The 21,454-nt window shown below is 56.8% G+C and carries 15 protein-coding genes; 6 read left to right on the forward strand and 9 right to left on the reverse strand.

Annotation, left to right across the window (positions count from 1 at the left end; genetic code table 11):
* The first annotated feature begins 84 nt into the window (after positions 1-84).
* Both AB1L30_RS23570 and AB1L30_RS23575 read left to right on the forward strand, forming a co-directional pair.
* The gene (locus tag AB1L30_RS23570) at positions 85-633 is read left to right on the forward strand and encodes an inorganic diphosphatase (RefSeq protein WP_144973769.1); all 549 of its coding nucleotides are present in this window, start codon (positions 85-87) and stop codon (positions 631-633) included.
* A 165-nt stretch (positions 634-798) separates the two neighbouring features.
* Entirely contained in the window at positions 799-2,091 is a 1,293-nt protein-coding gene (locus AB1L30_RS23575; RefSeq protein ID WP_367016604.1) for a glucose-1-phosphate adenylyltransferase, read from the forward strand.
* 92 nt (positions 2,092-2,183) lie between these two features.
* Here AB1L30_RS23575 and AB1L30_RS23580 read toward each other — a convergent pair whose 3' ends face one another.
* The 8 genes from AB1L30_RS23580 to rpsD all read right to left on the reverse strand — a co-directional run bounded on the left by AB1L30_RS23580 (position 2,184) and on the right by rpsD (position 15,003).
* Positions 2,184-4,640, reverse strand: coding sequence for a WD40 repeat domain-containing protein (locus AB1L30_RS23580; protein ID WP_367016606.1), 2,457 nt, complete (start codon positions 4,638-4,640; stop codon positions 2,184-2,186).
* Between the two features lie 125 nt (positions 4,641-4,765).
* Positions 4,766-5,173: a hypothetical protein gene (locus AB1L30_RS23585; protein WP_367016608.1), complete on the reverse strand. Its 408-nt coding sequence runs from the start codon at positions 5,171-5,173 to the stop codon at positions 4,766-4,768.
* A gap of 63 nt (positions 5,174-5,236) precedes the next feature.
* On the reverse strand, positions 5,237-7,315 hold the full coding sequence (locus AB1L30_RS23590) for a zinc-ribbon domain-containing protein (protein WP_367016610.1): 2,079 nt from the start codon (positions 7,313-7,315) through the stop codon (positions 5,237-5,239).
* A gap of 449 nt (positions 7,316-7,764) precedes the next feature.
* On the reverse strand, positions 7,765-8,169 hold the full coding sequence (locus AB1L30_RS23595) for a hypothetical protein (protein ID WP_367016612.1): 405 nt from the start codon (positions 8,167-8,169) through the stop codon (positions 7,765-7,767).
* A gap of 137 nt (positions 8,170-8,306) precedes the next feature.
* The gene (locus AB1L30_RS23600) at positions 8,307-9,689 is read right to left on the reverse strand and encodes a dihydrolipoamide acetyltransferase family protein (RefSeq protein WP_367016614.1); all 1,383 of its coding nucleotides are present in this window, start codon (positions 9,687-9,689) and stop codon (positions 8,307-8,309) included.
* 84 nt (positions 9,690-9,773) lie between these two features.
* Positions 9,774-12,491 carry a pyruvate dehydrogenase (acetyl-transferring), homodimeric type gene (gene aceE / locus AB1L30_RS23605; RefSeq protein WP_367016615.1) on the reverse strand — a complete coding sequence of 906 codons (2,718 nt, stop codon included), beginning with the start codon at positions 12,489-12,491 and terminating at the stop codon, positions 9,774-9,776.
* A gap of 273 nt (positions 12,492-12,764) precedes the next feature.
* On the reverse strand, positions 12,765-14,195 hold the full coding sequence (gene lpdA / locus AB1L30_RS23610) for a dihydrolipoyl dehydrogenase (RefSeq protein ID WP_367016617.1): 1,431 nt from the start codon (positions 14,193-14,195) through the stop codon (positions 12,765-12,767).
* 199 nt (positions 14,196-14,394) lie between these two features.
* Positions 14,395-15,003, reverse strand: coding sequence for a 30S ribosomal protein S4 (gene rpsD, locus AB1L30_RS23615; protein ID WP_345093133.1), 609 nt, complete (start codon positions 15,001-15,003; stop codon positions 14,395-14,397).
* A 386-nt stretch (positions 15,004-15,389) separates the two neighbouring features.
* On the opposite strand from rpsD, the gene AB1L30_RS23620 reads away from it, so the two are divergent.
* Positions 15,390-16,691 (forward strand): Gfo/Idh/MocA family oxidoreductase, encoded by a 1,302-nt coding sequence (locus tag AB1L30_RS23620; RefSeq protein WP_367016619.1) that lies wholly within the window; start codon positions 15,390-15,392, stop codon positions 16,689-16,691.
* 148 nt (positions 16,692-16,839) lie between these two features.
* Here AB1L30_RS23620 and AB1L30_RS23625 read toward each other — a convergent pair whose 3' ends face one another.
* A complete protein-coding gene (locus AB1L30_RS23625; protein ID WP_367016621.1) occupies positions 16,840-17,241 on the reverse strand; it encodes a VOC family protein in 402 nt (133 codons plus the stop codon).
* A gap of 256 nt (positions 17,242-17,497) precedes the next feature.
* On the opposite strand from AB1L30_RS23625, the gene tdh reads away from it, so the two are divergent.
* From tdh to AB1L30_RS23640, 3 genes are all read left to right on the forward strand, one after another.
* Positions 17,498-18,532, forward strand: a complete 1,035-nt coding sequence (tdh, locus tag AB1L30_RS23630) for an L-threonine 3-dehydrogenase (protein WP_367016622.1) — start codon at positions 17,498-17,500, stop codon at positions 18,530-18,532.
* A 111-nt stretch (positions 18,533-18,643) separates the two neighbouring features.
* Entirely contained in the window at positions 18,644-19,831 is a 1,188-nt protein-coding gene (locus AB1L30_RS23635) for a glycine C-acetyltransferase (protein ID WP_367016624.1), read from the forward strand.
* A 220-nt stretch (positions 19,832-20,051) separates the two neighbouring features.
* Positions 20,052-21,359 carry a homoserine dehydrogenase gene (locus tag AB1L30_RS23640; protein ID WP_367016626.1) on the forward strand — a complete coding sequence of 436 codons (1,308 nt, stop codon included), beginning with the start codon at positions 20,052-20,054 and terminating at the stop codon, positions 21,357-21,359.
* The last annotated feature ends 95 nt before the right edge of the window (positions 21,360-21,454 follow it).

Genomic DNA, 21,454 nt, shown 5'->3' on the forward strand with positions numbered 1-21,454 from the left:
CTGACAGGGAAGCGGGACCGAAATGGCAATTTGGTTAACCATCGGAGTTGGGGCAGCCCCGACCCACAAGGAAGATTCGCATCCATGACGCACGCTTGGCACGACGTGACCCCCGGTGAGGACATTCCAAGGGAATTCTGTGCGGTCATCGAGATCCCCACTGGATCGAGCATCAAGTACGAGTTGGACAAAGACACCGGCCTGCTGCGGATGGACCGCATGCTCTACTCGGCCGTTCACTATCCAGCGAACTACGGATTTGTTCCGCAGACGCTCGCCGAAGATGACGACCCGCTCGACGTCCTGGTTCTCTGCCAGGAACCTGTCGCTCCGCTGACGCTGATCACGGCTCGCGCGGTTGGCTTAATGACGATGGTCGACAGTGGCAAACTGGACCACAAAATCATCGCTGTCGCAGTGACCGATCCGGAGTACTCGTCTTACAACGAGGCGATCGATCTACCGAATCATCGTCGAAACATGTTGCGACGCTTCTTCCAAGACTACAAGATGTTGGAAGGGAAGTCGGTCGAAGTCGATGAAATCCTGCCATCCGAATTGGCGCTGCCAATCATCAACGAAGCGTTGGAACGCTACAGCGAACAGCGCCGTCGCGGGTTTTATCGAAAGTAATCGTCTTGCCCTTTAAGGCGCACGACTTGCACAAAGTTGCGCTAATAAATCGGTGGTGGAGTGCGCGCTCACTTGCGTGCACCTGGGGTTGCCCGTTATCGTTTGGGCGCACCGATCAATACTCACCCAATGCTTTGCTTTTCCTTGACGGAGAGAAGGTGACCCATGCGTAATGTCATCTGCCTGGTACTCGGCGGAGGCCGCGGAACTCGGCTCTACCCATTGACCAAATACCGCTCGAAGCCAGCTGTTCCGCTGGCGGGCAAATATCGCCTGATCGATATTCCCCTCTCCAACTGCCTGAACAGCCAGATGAACCGCATCTATGTGCTGACGCAGTTCATGTCGGTGAGTCTCCATCGCCACATTCGACAAACGTACCGCTTCGATCACTTCAACGGCGGTTTCGTCGAGCTATTGGCTGCACAGCAGACCGCCGGCGAAGGTTCCGACTGGTACCAAGGTACCGCCGACGCCGTCCGTAAGAACCTGCGATACATTCAGCAGCACGGTATCGAGTACGTCTTGATCCTCTCCGGCGACCAGTTGTACCGCATGGACTACCGCGAGATGCTCGACTCGCACATTGCTTCCGGAGCCGACGTTTCGATCGCCGGGCTGCCAGTCCACTCGAAGGACGCTGGTGGTTTGGGCATCATGAAGATCGACGAAACTGGCCGCGTTCAGGGCTTCGTCGAAAAGCCGAAGACTCCGGAAGAACTCGCGCACGTTCGCACCGATCCAGCTTGGATCGACGCCCGTGGCATCGATTCCCAGGGTCGCGACTGCCTGGCCAGCATGGGTAATTACCTGTTCAACCGCGATACTCTGGTCGAACTGCTGGAAAAGACCGACTACCAGGACTTCGGCAAAGAAATCTTCCCTGCGGCCATTCGTGCCAAGCGGGTTCAGATGCACATGTTCGACAGCTACTGGGAAGACATCGGTACGATCAAGGCTTTCTACGAAGCCAACATCGCCACGCTGGCCCACAAGCCACCCTTCGAGTTTGTCGAAGAAGAAGCTCCGATCTTTACCCGTGCTCGCTTCCTGCCGCCAAGCATGCTGATGGACAGCACCGTCAGCAACGCAATGATCGCCGATGGTTGCCAGATCGCGAAGGGCTGCACCATCAAGAACAGCGTGATCGGATTGCGTAGCGTCATCGAAGAAAACGTCACCATCGAAGACTCGGTGTTGATGGGCTGCGATTACTACCCAACCAAAACCGAAAACGAAGCGGACGACAACTGTGGTCGCCCTTGCATGAAAATCGGTGCTGGCAGCGTGATCAAAGGTGCCATCGTCGACAAGAACTGCCACATCGGCAAGAACGTCCGCGTGATCAAGACGGACGACATGCCCGACAAGGAATACCCAGAAGGCGTGACCATCGTCGACGGCATTCCATGTATCGAAAAGGGTGCTTACCTGCCAGACGGCTGGACCCTTTCGTAAGTCGGGCGATCAGCGAAACAACTTCGCTTCGCACTGCGAACCAACTCAAAAGCCCATCGCCAGGAAAACTTGCGATGGGCTTTTTTCGTGAGTTATTTCGCCTCTGGGCGTTTCCATTGGTAAAGCTGCACATAGCCTCGATGGTCTGCCGGAACGATCTTCCCATCCTCGCTGCTGGCCAATCGCCACACTTCGGCATCGACTTTCGCGACCGCCAGACGTTTACCACTCTCGAGATCCCAGAACTCCAGCCAGCCATCACCTTCGAGCGCGACAAGCGTTTTCCCTTCGTCGCAAAGAGCCATGTCGCGCAGGTAAGTCGACCGGATCTCCATCGAGCGGATCACGTTCCCCGATTCGATATCGATGATCTGCAAGTCCTGTTTCAAATAGGCCTCGCTCACATTCGCTGCCACCAGCGACTTGCCATCCGCTAGAAAGAACTGCGGTCCCACCAGGTGGGGCACTTCCACAGTTTGCTTGAGTTTACCGGAAGTGACTTCATAGATGCGAACCTTGCCTTCACTCACCGATGCACACGCCACGAGGGAGCTATCTGGGCTGAAGGTTATCTGATCGACGAACGCTCCCTCCTCGACGTCTTTGAAGGAGTGGACTTTCTCTCCCTCAGGCATCTTCCAGATTGAAGCCTCTTCCATTCCGCCAAGTGCGATGATCTTGCCATCCGGCGAATAGGCGACCATCGATAAACCGGACGGGCCGAAGTTGCCCTGCACGCTAGGTCCATCGAGCTTCCCCTCCCGGAGTGCCTCGGGCAGTTTGACCAGCACCGCTTGCGGCTGACCAAAGGTAAACGCCATCTGCTTTCCATTGGGCGAAAACACAATCCGATCGATGGTCTCTGCCGGAAACGGTTCGTGAATGACATCGTTCTGCCGCCCGGTCGCTGCATCCCAGATAATCGCATCGGCGTTGCCGCCGCCGGTGGCCATCAACTTGCCATCGCTGGTAATGGCCGTCGTCACGATGCGATTGATCTGCCACTGCTGCGGCTGCGTCACTTCCTTGGCGTACAGATCCCAGACGGCAATCATGCCATCGCCACCACCGCTGACCAGCAGATGACTATCCGGCGAGAACGCCAGACAAGCGATGCTGCCGGTATGCGTGATTTGCAGCGGAGCGAACTGCTCGGTTTCGACATTCCAGACCTGGGCCGATCCTTTATCGTTGCCGACCGCGATGTACTTGCCGTCAGGTGATACCGCCAGCGAGACCACCCGAAAGCCATCCACTTTAAAAGACTTAAGCACCTTGGAGGTGGCGATGTCGCGAATCTCGACTTCCGGATCGTGCCAGCCTGCGGCGATCGCAACTCGTTTGCCATCCGCAAATAAAGCGAACACTTCGACGCCACGTGGAAGTGGTCCAACTTCCTGAGCGACTTCGCCACTTGCCACATCGATGAAAGGAAGCTTTTCGGAAGTCGCGTTGGTCGCGAGCCATTTGCCATCGGGCGAAAAGGCGACGACACGTGCGTTGTTCCCATCGATCTTGATCGACCGTTTCTCACCAGTCTCGACATCCCAAAGAAAGACGGGCTCTTCGTCATCTGCCCCTGCACGGTCTTTCCCGATCAAGACCGTTTTGCCATCGGGAGAAAACGCGACACTTTGCGGGCCACCTGTTTTCATGACAGGCAAACTCTTGAGCACTTCGCCGCTCGACGTATCCCACAGCACAACCGATTTCCTGAAGTTGCCTGCCGATACCAGCCACTTGCCATCGGGCGAGAACGCGACGCCTGCCAGACTGCCGAGGTGCATCCGCTCCCCTTCCCACAACAGCTTGCCAGTCGAGAGCTCGAACATTTTCACAAGACCATTGTTGGAATCAATCGCGGCCAGCGCTGTTCCATCCGGCGAGATCGCCACGCCTACCAGCCGATCGAGGCTTTCGTCGAAAGCGAACCGCTGCAGTAAGTTTCCGCCAACCTGATTCGGTGGCAAAAACATCGGCAGGAAAGCCTGCTGTCCCAGTGCTGGAGCCAGCATCGCGTTGATCTGCAGATCGTTCACCGAACGGGTATGGGCATAGATCGTTTGCCACAAGAGCTGCGGCTCTTCTTCGAGCGTCCCAGCCCCAAGCTTCATCGCTGCGACCAGCAGTTGGGCACTGCGTGACGAATCGGCCTCTAAAATCTGCTGACTGGCTGGGTGAATACCATCCTTCCGAACCTGCTCGAGCAGTGTTTCGTAGTTCCACCACCACTGCGCGGGATCCGCCGACGCGGCATCTTCTGCAGTTAAGGGGGGTAATAACTGGAGCGAAGGTTGGTCGTATTCCAACTGGATCTCGAAGTCGTCCTCTTCCTTCGGCTTTTCGACCGCTGGCGTGTCGATCGGCTTTTCAGCCTTCGGCGATGGAGCAACGTTTGCCGATTCTTCTGTTTTTGGTTGCTCTGGCGGCGGCTCAGGCACTGGCTCTTTCGTTTCGCAGCCCACCAGAAGAAGCATGTTGACCAGCAAGGCCCCCATTCCCCATGCTCGAACCGAAAGTGGCTGAGGAACGATCGCGAAAGAAGTCATGATATTTGAGGGGGTTAACGGCAGGAAACGTCGTCGGAATCGCCTTCCAACACCACCCCCATCCTACCGCAGACCGGCCCCCAGTCAGAGCAATTTGTGCCGGTTAGAAAGTCAGACACTCGCATTTATTCGGCGGCTTCGACTGGTGGCTTTCGGCGAGCCAGAGCGAACCAGATGGCCAAGGGCATCACGATGAAGTTTCCGATCTCGAACCAGATTGGATAAGGTGCCATCCACTGGTTGAAGCCGACCGCGACCAACAGCAGCAAGGCTACCGGAATCGCGGCTCCCCAATTGCCGATCCAGTTCGCCACCTTCACCCCCAGAAAAGCGAGCAGTCCCCACATCGGGATCACGGTCGCCAGGACCCACGCTGGATAACGCTCAACATGCAGGCATACCTCTTCCATGCTGCCGTCGAAGTCTTCGGGAAAAGGATGCACGACGGCACTATAGCCTTCCACCGCGATCACCAGCACAAAGGCCACGACCATGCCTGCGATGAATCCGCCGATCGCTTTCAGGAACGCCATCGATACTCTCTCAACTCGGAAGCAAATGAAATGGTTCTATGACCAACGCAGGGATATGGCGAACTACTTAATGCGAATGAGTCGTTCGTTGGGCACGACTTCTTCGACTTCTCCCAAATTGAAATCATTGGCGAACTGCTGGATGTCACCCTCGTAAGTCAGCATATAGATAAATTTGCCTGTCTTGCTGTCGGTCGAGCCAAAGGCAGCGCGGGGACGATATTGCTTGATGATGCCTCGACGCATGTTTGAATCGGTAGCAGACATTTCCAGGCGGATAACGTTCTGCGCCCCATGCTCTTGAATAAACTCCTCGAACGATCTTGGTCCCCGATGTCCACCAGGAGGGCCACCTCCCATGTTGGGCCTTCCTCCACCAGGTCCAAACCCAGGTCCGGCCGGTCCAGGTCGATTCATACCTGGCGGCTGGGAACCACCACCATTCATCGCAATTGGACGCCCATCGATGAAGTGTCTGCCTTGGAAGTGTGTCGCCAGTTCAGCTCGATCTGGCTCTCCTTCTCGCTTCAGCTCTTGACCAATGGCATCGGTGAACGGCATCGCAATCACTTGCACTCCCTCGACTTCCCGAGGATGCAAAGGCTCGCCACTCGTGAGCGCCGCAGGGATGGTTTCGCCACTGTTGAGTGGTCGCCAGATGACAAACGCCCTTCGCGTATCCATCCCGTACCACTGGTCGTTGAAGTTGCCGTCGAGCCAGTTCGTCAGTTCTGGCAGGAATAAGCGATCAATCACCATCACCACGAACGGGCTCGATCCCATCTGCTGCTGGTACTTGTTGTGCTGCTCCGCAAGACGCGTCAGTTCGTCGATCCCAAAGTTCAGATAGGAAGGACCGATTTCCTGAGCGTCTTCCATCAATGGCAAATTAGCACCGATGTAATTCCAGACCTCGCGATTGGCGTTCGATTGTTCTAGGGCAAGATCCGCTGCCTCTTTACTGTCCGCGGGAATGTCGGTGTCAAGATAGTCCAGCAACAAGTATTGGCACTTCGCTTGGGCATTTTTGATCAGCGTGCCATTCTGTGACGTGGCAATATACGCATCCGTTCCCGTTCCCAGGAAAAAGGGAATCTCGCGGTATTCGGTGCCGATCGCATGAATCTCACGTTGGAGGCGAGCGACCTGTTCCAAGTCGACCTTCGGAAAGGGCGAGTCTGGCAAACGCTTAGTTACCTCAATGAGCTCGTCGTATTTTTTCAGCGCCGTTCGATAGAGATTACGCGGCATGTTCGTCGGCTGCGACGCCTGAACTTGCTGCTTTTGGCTTCTTTCCAATAACGCGGCTTGTTCTTCGGGTGGCCGTTCGTTGGCGACGTTCATCGCATTGACCACTTGCCCGAGCGAGGTGTAATAGAGGGAAATGGCATTAGCGACTCCGGCATCCTGGCGATATTCCGCCAGCTTTTGCCCCGCCGCTTTGATCCGTTTTTCCTGCTCGCTGGCCATCTTCTTGACGTCCTGCTCCATCTGCGAATGGAGATGTTTGGGCAAAGCGGGAAGCCCTTCGGCCTCTCGCTTGAGGGCGTCGAGCTTCTTAGTCTCTTGCTGCACCGCGTAGACGAACTGCGGATAGTCGTCCTTGCTCTGGATCGATTCGAGCGCCTCGATAAATCGCAACGTGCTCTCGAACTGCTTCTCCATGATCGCCAAGTGGGCCCCGTAGGCGATCTCCTCGTTGTTGGCTTGCTTCTCCATCGCTTGCCACGCGGAACTGGCAAACGAGTAGGTCATCATCCCAATCACGATTAATGCGACGAGGCCCACGCCGCCGAAAATCAGCGGGAGAAATTGCTTTAGATCCGGGCCCTTGCCGCTCTTCTTTCGCGAAACGGACGCCAATGGCGCATGCGTGCTCGAAGGGGCCGAAGTGGAAGAAGGAAAGTCGCCAAACAGATCGTTGCCGCCTCCCAGCGGGTCGCCTCCGAATAAATCGTCCCCTGGCATTCCAGACGACGAATCAGGCTCAGGCGTTTTCGCCGGGGCTGGCTTGGCCTGCATTACCTTGGCGACAAACTTTTGACCGCACTTCTGACACGAAACGTTCTTGCCGGAGACTTTGGCATCGGCAACGGCATATTTGGCGCTACAGTTGGGACATACGATGAGAAGTTTCGACATGGGGCTGGCTCTGAGGGGGTACCAAGTTCAGGCCGGATTATAGCCCCTCGCATTAGCCGTTTCCATAAGATCGATTGGCGGTCCACCAATCCAGTTCGCCTAAGAACCGACGGAATTCGAAGCCCACAGCTTGAGGGCGCGCAGATAGCGCCGCTTCGGCTTAAACCATTCACTCGCTAAGAGCTCTAACACTCTTTCGGCCACAGGCTGCCCAGGTTGAATGGGCGGATCGCTTTCGATCAGTTGGCCAACGACATGCAGCGCCAAACTTTGGTGACGCTGACAGTCGCGGTTCATTAAGTCCAGTAGCAATTTGTCATCTGGCTGCGATCGCGCGATCCACTGGGCGACATCTTGGGGCCAACGCTTTCGCTGCTGAAAGTCGTAAAGCACCTCTTGCAGGCCTACCGGTTCCTGGCGGCCGCGATTCTGCTGGGAAGGTTCCACGGCTAAACGTTATTGAGAAGGGCCTGGTAACCTTGGTATTCGCTCTTCCAATCGCCGTAGACCCCTGAGAGGCCACACGCGACGCATTTGCAGCCCAGGTAGAACCAGCGAACGTCGTCGCTGTCGTCGTAGAGCGAGACGCCTGCCATGACCTGGAAGTGAGTCCCATCGCAGGTGCAGATCATGTCGAAGATTTCTTCGACTTCGTCGACGTAACTGTCGCTATCGCCGATGCCATGCTCGGTATCGCACTTCTCGCAAACGCGACAAGCAATGCCTTCCTCTTCGTTCATCAGCACTTCGAAGACGTCGCCGCTACAAACATCGCACTTCGCCGTAGCGAACTGCGTCGCTTCGTACTCGTTCTCGATACTGTATTCGATGATTTGTGATTTGAGCGTTTCCATGCGGGAAGCCTGACGTAAGTGTTGATGGGAAGAGGTCTGGGTGGAAAGCAAAAAGCCCCTCGCATCGTGGATGCCAAGGGGCTTTCGATATTCGTTTTGACGTCACGGGCCGTTGCCCGCTGGAATGGTACCGCGAGTTACGGGGCCATCAGCAGCTTGCTTGGGTTTTCCAGCAAGCTCTTGACGTCGTTCAGGAATCGCTGGGCCGTCGCACCGTCGACCAGGCGATGGTCGTACGACAGGCTCATTGGCATCATCAAGCGAGCGACGATCTGGTCTTTGACCACAACCGGCATCTTACGCGAGCGACCGACCAACAAGATGGCGACTTCTGGAACATTGATGATTGGCGTGCTGTAAGTACCGCCGATCGCGCCAAGGTTGCTGATGGTGAACGTGCCACCTTGCAGCACCGACATCTCGAACGAGTTCCCACGAATGTCGCTGGCGGTTTGCTGCAGGTTGCGAGCAATGTCCGGAATCGACATGCGATCGGTGTTCTTCATGTTCGGCACGACCAGACCACGTTCCGAATCGACAGCGATGCCGACGTTAACATAGTCTTTGTAGATGACCTGTTCGTTTTCCATGTCGATCGTGGCGTTCAGCTCTGGATGCTCACGCAGAGCAACCGCGACTGCCTTGATCAGAAATGGCATGGTGGTCAGCTTGACGCCTGCTTCGGCGTAGTCGTCTTTGCTTTGCTGACGCAGCTCTTCCAATGCGGTGATGTCGGCATCGTCGAAGTTGGTCACGCGTGGTGCGGTCGTCCAGCTCTTGGTCATCTGAGCGGCGGTCACCTTGCGGATCTTCTTCATCTTTTCGATGCGAACCGGACCGTACTTGTCTTCATGAGCTTCGCCGGTCAGCGATGGCAGAGCACCGGTTGCGGCCGGAGCGGAACCACCCGACTTCGCACTGGAACCGCCACCTTGATTCAGGTCACGCACGGTACGCAGAACGTCTTCGCGTTCGATACGACCATTTGGGCCGGAACCTTGAACGTTACGCAGGTCGACGCCCACTTCACGAGCGAACCGACGAACGGCAGGACCGGCCGGAACGCTTTCGTCGGCACTTGGAGCTTCGCTAACCGGAGCTGGCGGAGGCGTGACCGGACGCGGAGCAGCAACCGGGGCCGGAGCTGGCTTCGGTGCGGCAGGAGCAGCCGGGGCTGGCTTTTCTTCAGCGGCTTCGGGTTCCGCAGCAGCCGGAGCGGCTGGTTCCGGAGCTTTTTCTTCCGCGGCCGGGGCAGCCGGAGCAGGTGCCGAGCTTCCGCCGCCAGCGCCGTCGATCGTGACGATCGGAGCGTGAACCGCGACGGTGTCGCCGGTCTTCACGAAGACCTTGGTGACCTTGCCACCTTCGGTGCTAGGAACGTCGACCGTTGCCTTATCGGTTTCGATTTCGATCAGAGTCTGACCCTTTTCAACCGAGTCACCGACCGAAACGTGAACGGCCAGCACATCACCCGATTCAATTCCATCACCCAGGTCAGGAAGTTGTACGTCTATTGCCATGGTGAATAACCTTGCTTGGAATGCTTATCTTCAGTCGCTACGAAAAGCCAGCGTGGGCTCGGCAATCGAACCCACGGTTCGCCGTTAGGCGAAGTATGGGTTGGGCTTTTCAGCGTCGTAGTTCAAATCCTTGATGGCCTGAGCCACTTCGGTCCGTTCGATCTTGCCGGTGCGTGCCAGTTCGTACAGCGTGGCAATGACGATCGATTCGGCGTCGACCTCGAAGTGACGACGCAGGGCTTCGCGAGTTTCGCTGCGGCCCATACCGTCGGTGCCCAGGGCAACCATGTTGCCCGGCAGATAAGGACGAACCTGTTCCGCCCAGGCACGAACGTTGTCCGATGCCGAGATGAACGGCCCTTCCACACCTTCCATAATCGTCTCGATGTACGACTTCTTGGGCTCTTCGGTCGGATGGAACATGTTCCAGCGTTCGACATCTTGCGAGTCACGACGCAGCTCGGTGTAGCTGGTCACGGCCCAGACGTCGCTGGCGATGTTGTACTTTTCCGCCAGGATCTGAGCGGCGTCGATCACACAGCGGGTGATCGTGCCACTACCCATGAGCTGAACCGTGGCCCGGGCCTTGTCGGCTGGCTGGTTCTTCAGCTTGTAGATACCGCGGATGATGCCTTCTTCGGCACCTTCGGGCATCTCGGGCATGGCGTAGTTTTCGTTACCGACGGTGACGTAGTAGATCGCCGTGTCGCCTTCTTCATACAGCTTCTTCATGCCGTCGAGCACGATGACAGCCGTTTCGTAGGCGTAGCACACGTCGTACGAACGAACCGTTGGGAAGGCGATCGCGTTCAGGTGGCTATGACCATCCTGGTGCTGCAGACCTTCGCCGTTGAGGGTCGTACGACCGGCGGTACCACCGATCAGGAAGCCCTTGGCACGCGTATCGGCAGCACACCAGACGAGGTCGCCGATGCGCTGGAAGCCGAACATGCTGTAATAGATGAAGAACGGAATCATGTTGATGCCGTGCTGCGAGTAGGCGTTTCCTGCCGCAATGAACGACGACATCGAGCCTGCTTCGGTGATCCCTTCTTCCAGGATCTGACCGTCTTTGGCTTCCTTGTAGTACATCAGCTGATCGGAGTCGACCGGTTCGTACAACTGCCCCGAGTGGGCGTAGATACCAACCTGGCGGAACATACCTTCCATACCGAAGGTACGCGATTCGTCGGGGACAATCGGCACGATCTGCTTGCCGATGTTCTCGTCCTTGCACAGCTTGGAAAGCAGGCGGACGAAGCCCATCGTGGTCGACATTTCCTTCCCCTTGCTGCCGCCAAGGAATTCCTTGTAGGCTTCGAGGGTTGGAATGGTCGAGACTGGATAGTTCTTCGGACGCGAAGGGACGTAACCGCCCAGCGATTCGCGACGCTTCTGCAGGTAACGCATTTCAGCGCTATCTTCCGGCGGACGGTAGAACGGAGCCTTGACGACTTCTTCGTCCGAAATCGGAATGCTGAATCGCGTACGGAATTCTCGCAGCTCTTCTTCGTTGAGCTTCTTCTGGTTGTGGGTGACGTTTCGGCCTTCGCCTGCTTCGCCCAAACCATAACCCTTGATCGTCTTGGCGATGACGACGGTTGGCTTGCCCTTGCATTCGGTCGCAGCCTTGTAAGCGGCGTAGACCTTTTCTGGATCGTGACCACCGCGAGTCAGCTTCTGCAGCTTTTCGTCGGAGTAGTTCTTGACCAGCTCGAGCAGTTCTGGGTACTTGCCGAAAAAGTGCTTACGGATGTAATCACCCGATTCGACGACGTACTTCTGGTACTGACCGTCGACCACTTCTTCCATTCGCTTGACCAGAAGGCCGCTCTTGTCGGCTTCCAACAGCGGATCCCAGTCGCTACCCCAGACAACCTTAATGACATTCCAGCCAGCACCACGGAAGACCGCTTCCAGTTCCTGGATGATCTTGCCGTTACCACGGACTGGGCCGTCGAGACGTTGCAGGTTGCAGTTAATCACCCAAGTCAGGTTGTCCAGCTGCTCACGCGAAGCGAGGCTGATGGCACCCAGGGTTTCTGGTTCGTCGCATTCGCCGTCGCCCAGGAACGCCCAGACGCGAGTCTTGCTGGTGTCCTTCAAACCACGGTCGTGCAAGTAGCGGTTGAAGCGTGCCTGGTAGATCGAGCAGATCGGACCAAGACCCATCGAGACCGTGGGGAATTCCCAGAAGTCTGGCATCAACCATGGATGCGGATAGGACGACAGGCCCATTTCAGGCTGCAGTTCGCGACGGAAGTTCTCGAGGTTCTTTTCGGTCAAACGACCTTCGACGAACGCTCGCGAATAAATCCCTGGTGAAGCGTGGCCCTGGAAATAAACCTGGTCACCTTCGAAGCCGCTGCCACGACCACGCAGGAAGTGATTGAAAGCGACTTCCACCAGCGTCGCGCTGGAAGCGAACGTGCTGATGTGACCGCCGAGGCCTTCAAAATTCTTGTTGGCCCGAGTCACCATCGCCATCGCATTCCAGCGGATGATGCTCTTGATGCGGCGTTCAAACTCGCGGTTGCCCGGATAGGCTGGCTGATCCGAAGAATGGATCGTGTTGATATACGGCGTGTTGGCGGCGAAAGGAATATCGACACCACGTGCATGAGCACGATTTTCCAGAGCCGAAAGAAGGAAGCGAACCCGGTCGTCTCCTTTGCCTTCCAAAACGTAGTCGAGAGAATCCAGCCATTCCTGAGTTTCGGCTGGATCCACATCGGCAGCGAAGGTCGCCGGATTGTTCCGCATCAAATTCTCTTCGGCCGGCATCATTTTGGCGTTCGCCATGCAACTTCCCTTTTATTCAGTCCGTTGCTTAACGCCAGTCAGTTCATACGGATTCGCCGCGTAGTCATTGCGCGGCTTCGTCTGGCGAAGCAACCCTCGATTAACTTATCTCAAAGATCAATCTCGGTTTAGGCCCGAGGCAGGCTTCGAGCATGAATTCTACCGCGCTCGCTGCGTTTGTCAGCGAGTCGCGGACGAACCCTCTCCCTGTTCTGCAACCCGCAGAATCACCATAAGCCTTAACATTTACGCAAACTATTACCAGAGAAAGCCTTACGACTTCTTCTTTGGCTTGTAAATTTCCGTGGCTGTGCCGAAAAATACCTCGCCCGCGTTCATAACCGTCTCGCTCAGAGTCGGATGCGGGTGGACAGTCGAGGTCAAATCAAAGACTTCAGCACGCATTTCCAGAGCCAAAACGGCTTCCGAAATCATCTCGCCGGCACCTGGGCCAACGATACCACAGCCCAGGACGCGCTGCGTTTCGGGGTCGATGACCCATTTAGTCAAACCATCAGTGCGGCCCAGTGCCTGAGCACGACCACTGGCAGCCCATGGGTAAAGGGCGACTTCGACCTTTTTGCCCATCGTCTTCGCTTCTTCTTCCATCAGGCCAGCCCAGGCAATTTCTGGGTCGGTGAAGATGACGGCTGGAATCGCAGCCGGCTCGAAGGAGACAGGATGTCCGAGGATCGCTTCCACAGCGGTACGACCTTCGTGGGTCGCCTTGTGAGCCAGCATGGGATTGCCGGTGACGTCGCCAATGGCCGAGATCTTCGGATCAGCAGTACGCAGCTGCTTGTCGACGCCGATGAAGCCACGCTTGTCGACGACGACCTGGGTGTTTTCCAGACCGATACCCTTGGTGTTCGGCCAACGGCCGATCGAGACCAGGACGCGGTCGTACTTGAACGTTCCGAACTTACCGGGGCCTTCGAATGCGACTTCAACCTTGTCGTCGCGATCGCCCAGCGAACCAACCTTGGTATTGGTGAAGATGCGGCCCTCGAACAGTTCGTCGAGCTTCTTGGCCAATGGCTTGACCAGGTTGCGGTCAGCACCTGGCAGCAGACCGTCGGTCAATTCGACGACGCTAACCTTCGTACCCAGATGGGCGTACACCGTGCCCATTTCCAGACCGATGTAACCACCACCGATGACCAGCATGGTTTCTGGGATGTCTTGCAGCTCAAGAGCCCCCGTCGAGTCCATCACGCGGGGCGAGTCGATTTGGAAAGCTGGAGGAACCGCCGCGACCGAGCCCGTAGCGACGATCGCGTGATCGAACGTCAGCTTGCCACCTTCAGGAATCGAAGGGTCGTCCCCTTCCAACTGGATGGTGCTGGAATCGATGAAGCTGCCCTTCGCCTTGATGACGGTGACGTTACGCTTCTTGGCCAATTGCCCGAGGCCAGTCGTCAGCGACTTGATCACGCCTTCTTTACGGGCGCGAAGCTTATCCAAGTCGATCTGAGGCTCACCGAAAGTAACACCCCAGTCCTTGTTCATCTCGTGGACTTCGTCGATCACCTTGGCCACATGTAGAAGGGCCTTCGACGGGATACAACCGCGGAGCAAACAGGTACCGCCCAGACGAGTATCCTTCTCGATCAGCGTGACTTCCATTCCTTCGTCAGCAGCCAGAAACGCCGCTGCGTAGCCCCCGGGACCACCTCCGATGACCGCCAATTGGGTATGAGCCATGATGTCTCTCTAGCAAATTTTCTAAGGCAATAAGGTGAGTTACTTCACTGAGATGCGATTGTGGGGCTCCACGTCTCAGTATTCACGGTAACAGGGCACATTGAACCAAAAAAAAAGGGATTCCGCGACGGGCCATCGTGCCGGAATCCCTTTGAAATCTACGAATTGTTGCGAATTGCCGAAAATGAACTTTCGGAAATTAACGCGACATAAATTCGACCACCATATTCACGTCGACCGGCAGGCTGATATCTTCCGGGCCTGGCACGGCGTCGAAGGTCGCCGAAAGGGTTTCCGGGTCAGCCGACAGGAACGCGGCTGGTTCACCCGAAGCGTCCGAGTGGATGCTGCGATACATGATCTGCAGCTTCTCGCGACCGCGGACGTTGATGACGTCTCCAGGGCGAAGCTGGTACGATGGCTTGTCCACCTTCTGGCCATTGACCAGGAAGTGACCGTGCACGATGCCCTGACGGGCCTGGCAGCGGGTCAAAGCCAAACCAGCACGACGGACCACGTTGTCCAAGCGACGTTCACAGAGGGTCAGCAGGTTTTCACCCGTGTTGCCCTTGCTGTGCTTGGCGTGGTCGAAGTAGCGGCGGAGCTGTTTCTCACCGATACCGTAATAGTGCTTGATTTTTTGCTTTTCCATCAAAGCAGCACCGTAGTTCGACGGCCGCTTCGGACGGTTGTGCATACCTGGGGGAGAAGGCCGGCGGTCGGCGGCGCGCATGGCACCACGGCTTTCGTAAATGACAGCTCCGAGACGACGATTAACTTTGGCCTTCGGACCGGTGTAATGGCCCATGAACGATTAACTCCTACACTACTTTCCCAGGAATCCACCAACTGTGATCGCAGCGGGAATGACGATTCCTACATCCACGATTGTTCCCCTGACGACAAAGAGAGTCAGGGTGGAAACCACACATTGTGCCGAAGCACACCTCCTTTGACAAGGGGGCACCGCTAGCCCTACGGCGAAAATTCGTTATCGCCCGATTATGCTCAAGTTTTCCCCCTCTATCCTCCTTAGCCTCTCTTTTGCCTAGGACAAAGTTGGAGAGTTATTCGTTATTAATAGGCCCTGCCAGCGATCTAACTTTGCAGATCGGGGAAAACTCGGTGATAATCAAACCCTCACACCCCTTCTCTACCCTCGCCTCACAATCAACTCTCGAAGGAATCTTGCCCATGCGACAGCCGTCTCTCAGTCGTCGTTCCTTTCTCCGCACCTCTGCCGCAGCCGCTATGGTTGCTGGCACTGGCTTTCACTCGCTGGCATCCGCAGCCGAATCGAAGTCGCCCAACGAACTTCTCGATATCGCGTGTATCGGTGTTGCTAATCGTGCCGCCGAGAACGTCAGAGGGGTCAGTGGCCAAAACCTCGTGGCCATGTGCGATATCGACGACAACTACCTGAATCAGGCCCTCAAGCAGTACTCCGATAAGAAATCGAATCGCTACAACGATTTCCGAGTCCTACTCGACAAGGAGAAGTCGATCGACGCCGTAGTGGTCAGCACGCCAGACCATACCCACGCTCCGGCTTCGATGTGGGCCATGCAGTTGGGCAAGCATTGCTACTGCGAAAAGCCACTGACGCACACAGTACACGAAGCCCGCGAGATGACGAACTACGCTGTCAAACACAAGCTGGCGACGCAGATGGGAACGCAGATCCATGCCGGCGACAACTACCGCCGCGTGGTCGAAGCGATCCAGGCCGGCGCTGTCGGCGACGTCACGCACGTCGATGTGTGGGTCGGTAAAGGCTGGGGCGGCGGTACGATCCCGACCGATCCACCACCGGTCCCCAAGAACGTTCACTGGGACCTTTGGCTCGGCCCAGCAGCCGAACGAGCTTACTCGCCAGTCTACATGCCAGCCCAATGGCGTCGCTGGTGGGACTTCGGTGGCGGTACGCTTGGTGACATGGGCTGCCACTACATCGACCTGGTGTTCTGGGCTTTGAAACTGAAGTACCCAACCACGATCGAAGCGGAAGGTCCTTCGCCAGATCCGAACACCGCGCCGCTCGGCCTGACGGTGAACTACACGTTCCCGAAGACCGACGTCGCACCGGCCGTCACCATGAAGTGGCGTGACGGCGATCATTGCCCACGCGAGATCAACGGGCAAGCGGTTCCTGGCAGTGGCGTGGTCTTCCACGGTACCAAGGGAATGATGATCGCGACCTACGGCGACTTCAAACTGCTGCCGGAAGATAAGTTCACCGACTGGAAAGCTCCAGAGCAAACCATTCCGCGGTCGATTGGCCACTACGAAGAATGGATCAAGGCTTGCAAAGAAGGTACGCCAACGACCTGTAGCTTCGACTACAGCGGTCCGTTGACCGAAACCGTCTTGCTGGGAAACGTCGCCTTCCGCACCGGCGGTCCAATTGAATGGGACGCCAAGTCGTTGAAGGTCACCAATAACGATTCCGCCAACCAGTACATCGAGCGGAAGTACCGCGAAGGCTGGCGAATCTAAGTCGATCGATTTCCGAATGAAGCAGCCCTGGGACGTCCAACGATGCCCCAGGGCTTTTTTGTTTCTTGACCTTCAACTCGAACGTCCTTCAACAACGATCCGATTCAAATCGGCCTAGCGTTCAGATGAAGCAACTTGCCTTCATCCGCTAGTCGATGAACGGCGGATCGGCCGGGTAGACGGCCACTTCAATCGAGTGCCCGTCCGGGTCTTGGAAGAACGTTTGATGGATGTTGCCTGCGTTGACGCGTTGGATGAACGGGATGCCATGTTCGTTCAAGATCTCAACCAGCGTGGCACTATCGTCCATGGCAAACGCGTAGTGATCGGCGCGCGAGTTGGGGCCTTCGCCGAACTGACCGAGGTGCTCGGTTTCCAGGATATGAATCTGAATTCCATAGCCCACCAGCCAGGCCCCTGGGAAATCGAAAGGAGGTCGTTGCACCTCGCGAAAACCAAGGACATCGCGGTAGAAGTCGCGGCTTACCGCGGTGTCGCGAACGGCCAGGGCCAAGTGATTTAGTCCCTTCAACGGGAGTGGTCGTGTCATGCTTGCATTCCTTCGAGCGAACGTTTTTCGATGTGCCTTCAGGATACTTTCAGCACAACCCCCTGTCGCCATGGGTACAGTTGCGACTGTCACCAAACGGTTGTTTAGCTGTTAGCGATTTTCCTTAAACAACCCTCAACTTTGTTGCCTTTCCGCGGCTTCCCGCCCATTCGCGAGACGTAGTGGGCTGCTTACAATCAAGCGAATGGGCCCCATGTTTAACTTCGCGCAGAGCACTCGCTAGGACCACCATTCAATGAAAGCGCTCGTCAAGCGTCATGCGGAAAAAGGGTTGTGGCTGGAAGACGTCCCGGAACCAACCATTGGTATTAACGACGTTCTGATCAAGACCTTGAAGACCGGCATCTGCGGTACCGACGTCCACATCTACAAGTGGGATGCCTGGGCTCAGAAAACCATTCCGGTTCCGATGGTCGTCGGTCACGAGTTCGTTGGCGAGATTGTCGAAGTTGGCTCGAACGTTCATATCTTCGAGCCGGGCCAGATCGTCAGTGGCGAAGGTCACGTCGTCTGTGGCAAGTGCCGCAACTGCATGGCCGGTCGTCGTCACCTGTGTGCGGAAACGGTCGGCATCGGCGTGAATCGCCCAGGGGCTTTCGCGGAATACATTTCGATTCCGATGACCAACGTCTGGCATCATGCCGATGGCATTCCGCTCGACGTCGCTTCGATCTTCGATCCGTTCGGCAACGCCGTGCACACCGCCCTCACCTTCCCGGTTCTGGGCGAAGACGTCCTGATCACCGGGGCTGGTCCCATCGGCTGCATGGCCGCTGCGGTCTGTCAGTATGCCGGGGCTCGCTACGTGGTGGTGACCGACGTCAATCCATGGCGTTTGGAACTGGCTAAGAAGCTGGGTGCGACTCGTGTCGTCGACGTTCGTAAAGAAAAGCTGAGCGACGTCCAAAAAGAACTGGGCATGGTCGAGGGCTTTGACGTTGGCTTGGAAATGTCGGGCAACGCGATCGCCTTCCGCGACATGATTGCCAACATGAGCCATGGCGGCAAGATCGCGATGCTCGGCATTCCGCCAGATGAAATCTCGATCGACTGGAATGATGTGATCTTCAACATGCTGACGATCAAAGGCATCTACGGCCGTCAGATGTACGAGACCTGGTACCAGATGACGGTGCTGCTGCAGGGCGGCTTGGACATCAGCCCGGTCATCACGCACCATCTGCCATTCACCGAATATGAAGCAGGCTTCGAGGCGATGTTCTCAGGCCAGTCTGGCAAAGTCGTTCTCGACTGGGCCGAACTTACGTAAGACACCATCCGCGGCGCGAACGTACCTCGCGTCACCCTCGACTCCGGTCCTCAGGGCATTTCTTTCGCCTGAGGACTTGGGGACACGACTCGATGAGGAGCGAAGACAATCATGTGGAATTCGGACATTCAATCGCGTTACGCCGGCATCTTGAGCGAGATCCAAGAGGCAGGCCTGTACAAGAACGAGCGAACGATCCTGTCGCCGCAGAAGTCGAAGATCGACCTGCCGCAGCAGCAATCGGTGCTGAACATGTGCGCGAACAACTATCTCGGCCTGTCGGACAATGCCGAGATTATCGCCGCCGCTAAAGAAGGGCTGGAACGCTGGGGCTACGGCCTGTCGTCGGTTCGCTTCATTTGTGGCACGCAGCAATCGCACCAGTCGCTGGAACACGAACTGACGAAGTTCCTGGGGATGGAAGACACCATCCTCTATTCGTCGTGCTTCGATGCCAACGGCGGCTTGTTCGAGACGATCCTCGGCCCGGAAGATGCCATCATCTCGGACGAGTTGAACCACGCCAGCATCATCGACGGCGTTCGTCTCTGTAAGGCGAAGCGGTTCCGTTACAAAAACAACGACATGAGCGACCTGGAAGCCAAGCTGAAGGAAGCATCGGATGCTCGCGTTAAATTGATTGCCACGGACGGCGTCTTCAGCATGGACGGCTACATCTGCAATCTTCCGGACCTGTGCGATTTGGCCGACAAGTACGGCGCGATGGTCATGGTCGACGACTCGCACGCGGTCGGTTTCATGGGTAAGCATGGGCGAGGCACGCACGAGCATCACGACGTGATCGATCGCATCGACATCATCACCGGTACCCTCGGCAAGGCGCTGGGTGGTGCCTCAGGCGGTTACACCAGCGGCCGAAAAGAAATCATCGACCTACTGCGTCAGCGATCGCGACCTTACCTCTTCTCGAACACCTTGGCCCCGCCAATCGTGGCAGGCTCGCTGAAGGCGCTGGAGCTGATCCAAGCTTCGACCGCTTTGCGTGACAAGCTGGAGACGAACACCAAGTTCTTCCGGGAAGAGATCGCCAAATTGGGGCTCGATGTGCTGCCAGGCGAACACCCCATTGTGCCGGTGATGTTCTACGATGCCAAAGTGGCCGCCGATTTCTCTGAACGTTTGCTCAAACGGGGTGTCTACGTGATTGGGTTCTCCTACCCGGTGGTGCCTCAGGGTAAGGCTCGAATCCGTACCCAGGTCTCGGCTGGTCATTCCCTGGAAGAGCTGAAGTTTGCCGTGGAACAGTTCGCAGCCGTCAAAGCGGAACTGGGCCTGTAACAGTTATTCATGGTGCGAGTGGCCAGGAGAGTGTGCTTCTCCTGGCCACGATGACCCGGCGGTTTGTCCGGGCCTCTACTCTGCGCTAAATCGCGTAGTTCGTCGCCCAACCTCTTAGCGGGCAACAACTTTAGCCCAGTTGACTACTCGCCCCACGGCAACCTAGGATGATCCCTTTCACCATCGAATTAGTTCATCCTCCTACCGTTCGTTCGTACCCATGCACAAAACGAAGGTCGCCATTGTCGGCGTAGGAACCGTCGGAGCCGGCGTCGCCAAAATCCTGCTTGATCACGGTGATCGTACCGCGCGTAACGCCGGAACCACGCTGTGGTTAGAGAAAGCAGTCGTCCGCGATCTGAGCCGGGCTCGCGATTGCGAATTGCCCGAAGGCGTGCTGACGGACGACCTGAACGAAGTCACCAACGACCCAGATATTAAGGTCGTCGCGCAGCTGATTGGGGGGATCGAACCGGCCCGCACCATCATGCTGAAGCTGCTGGAAAGTGGCAAAGATATTGTCACTGCCAATAAAGCGCTGATTGCGGAACATGGTGCCGAACTGTTCGCTCGGGCCCGCGAACTGGGGCGCTGCATCGCATTCGACGCGGCGGTCGCCGGTGGGATTCCGATCATCACCAATCTCAGCCAGTGCCTGACCGCTAACCGGGTCACCTCCCTCAGCGGCATCTTGAACGGCACCTCGAACTTCATTGCTTCGGCGATGGAAGAACAAGAGGCCAGCTATAAGTGGGCCGTCAAAGAAGCCCAGCGACTTGGCTATGCCGAAGCTGACCCAACGATGGACGTCGACGGCACCGATGCCGCTCAAAAGCTGGCGATCCTGGCCCACATCGCGTTTGGCGTGAAGATCGACTGGAAGAGCATCCCACGCGAAGGGATCGACAAACTTCAGCCGGTCGATATTCGCTTTGCAAAAGAGCTGGGCTACCGCATCAAACTGCTGGCCTCGGCCCAATTGAGTGACGATGGCCTGGAAGTCCATGTTTCTCCGACGCTGATCCGCGAAGGGGAACCTTTGGCGGAAGTTCGTGGCCCGTTCAATGCCATCAGTGTCGTTGGCGATCAGGTCGGTCCGCTCTTCTTCCATGGCCAAGGTGCCGGGCAGAAGCCAACCGCATCGTCGGTGGCCGCCGACATGATCGACATGGCAGTCGGACGCACCGCGTTGACCTTCCGTACGCTGAAGCTGTTCACCGAAACGCACAGCGATATTCAGGTCTGCACGTCCGACAAGATCCGCGGTCGCCATTACTTCCGCTTCAGCGTCGAAGACCAGCCAGGCGTGTTGGCCGACATCGCTCGAGTTCTGGGAGACCAGGGAATCTCGATCGCGTCGGTGATTCAGCACGAGCCAGAACATCTCGACGGCGACACCAAAACGTACGTTCCGCTGGTCATCATGACCCATGTGGCAACCCAAGGCCAGGCAGGCAAAGCGTTGGAAATCATCGCGAAAATGCCTTCGGTCAAACCGGGTGCCCGCAAGATGCTGGTCCAAGACTAAGCACGCGGCCTTGGCTGAAGCTGAGAAACGGACTTGCTCTGCGGCGATCGTTTCTTCATCCAAAGCCTCACCGGCGCGAAATGCCACGGAGGTTC

Source organism: Bremerella sp. JC817, from assembly GCF_040718835.1.
GTDB lineage: Bacteria > Planctomycetota > Planctomycetia > Pirellulales > Pirellulaceae > Bremerella.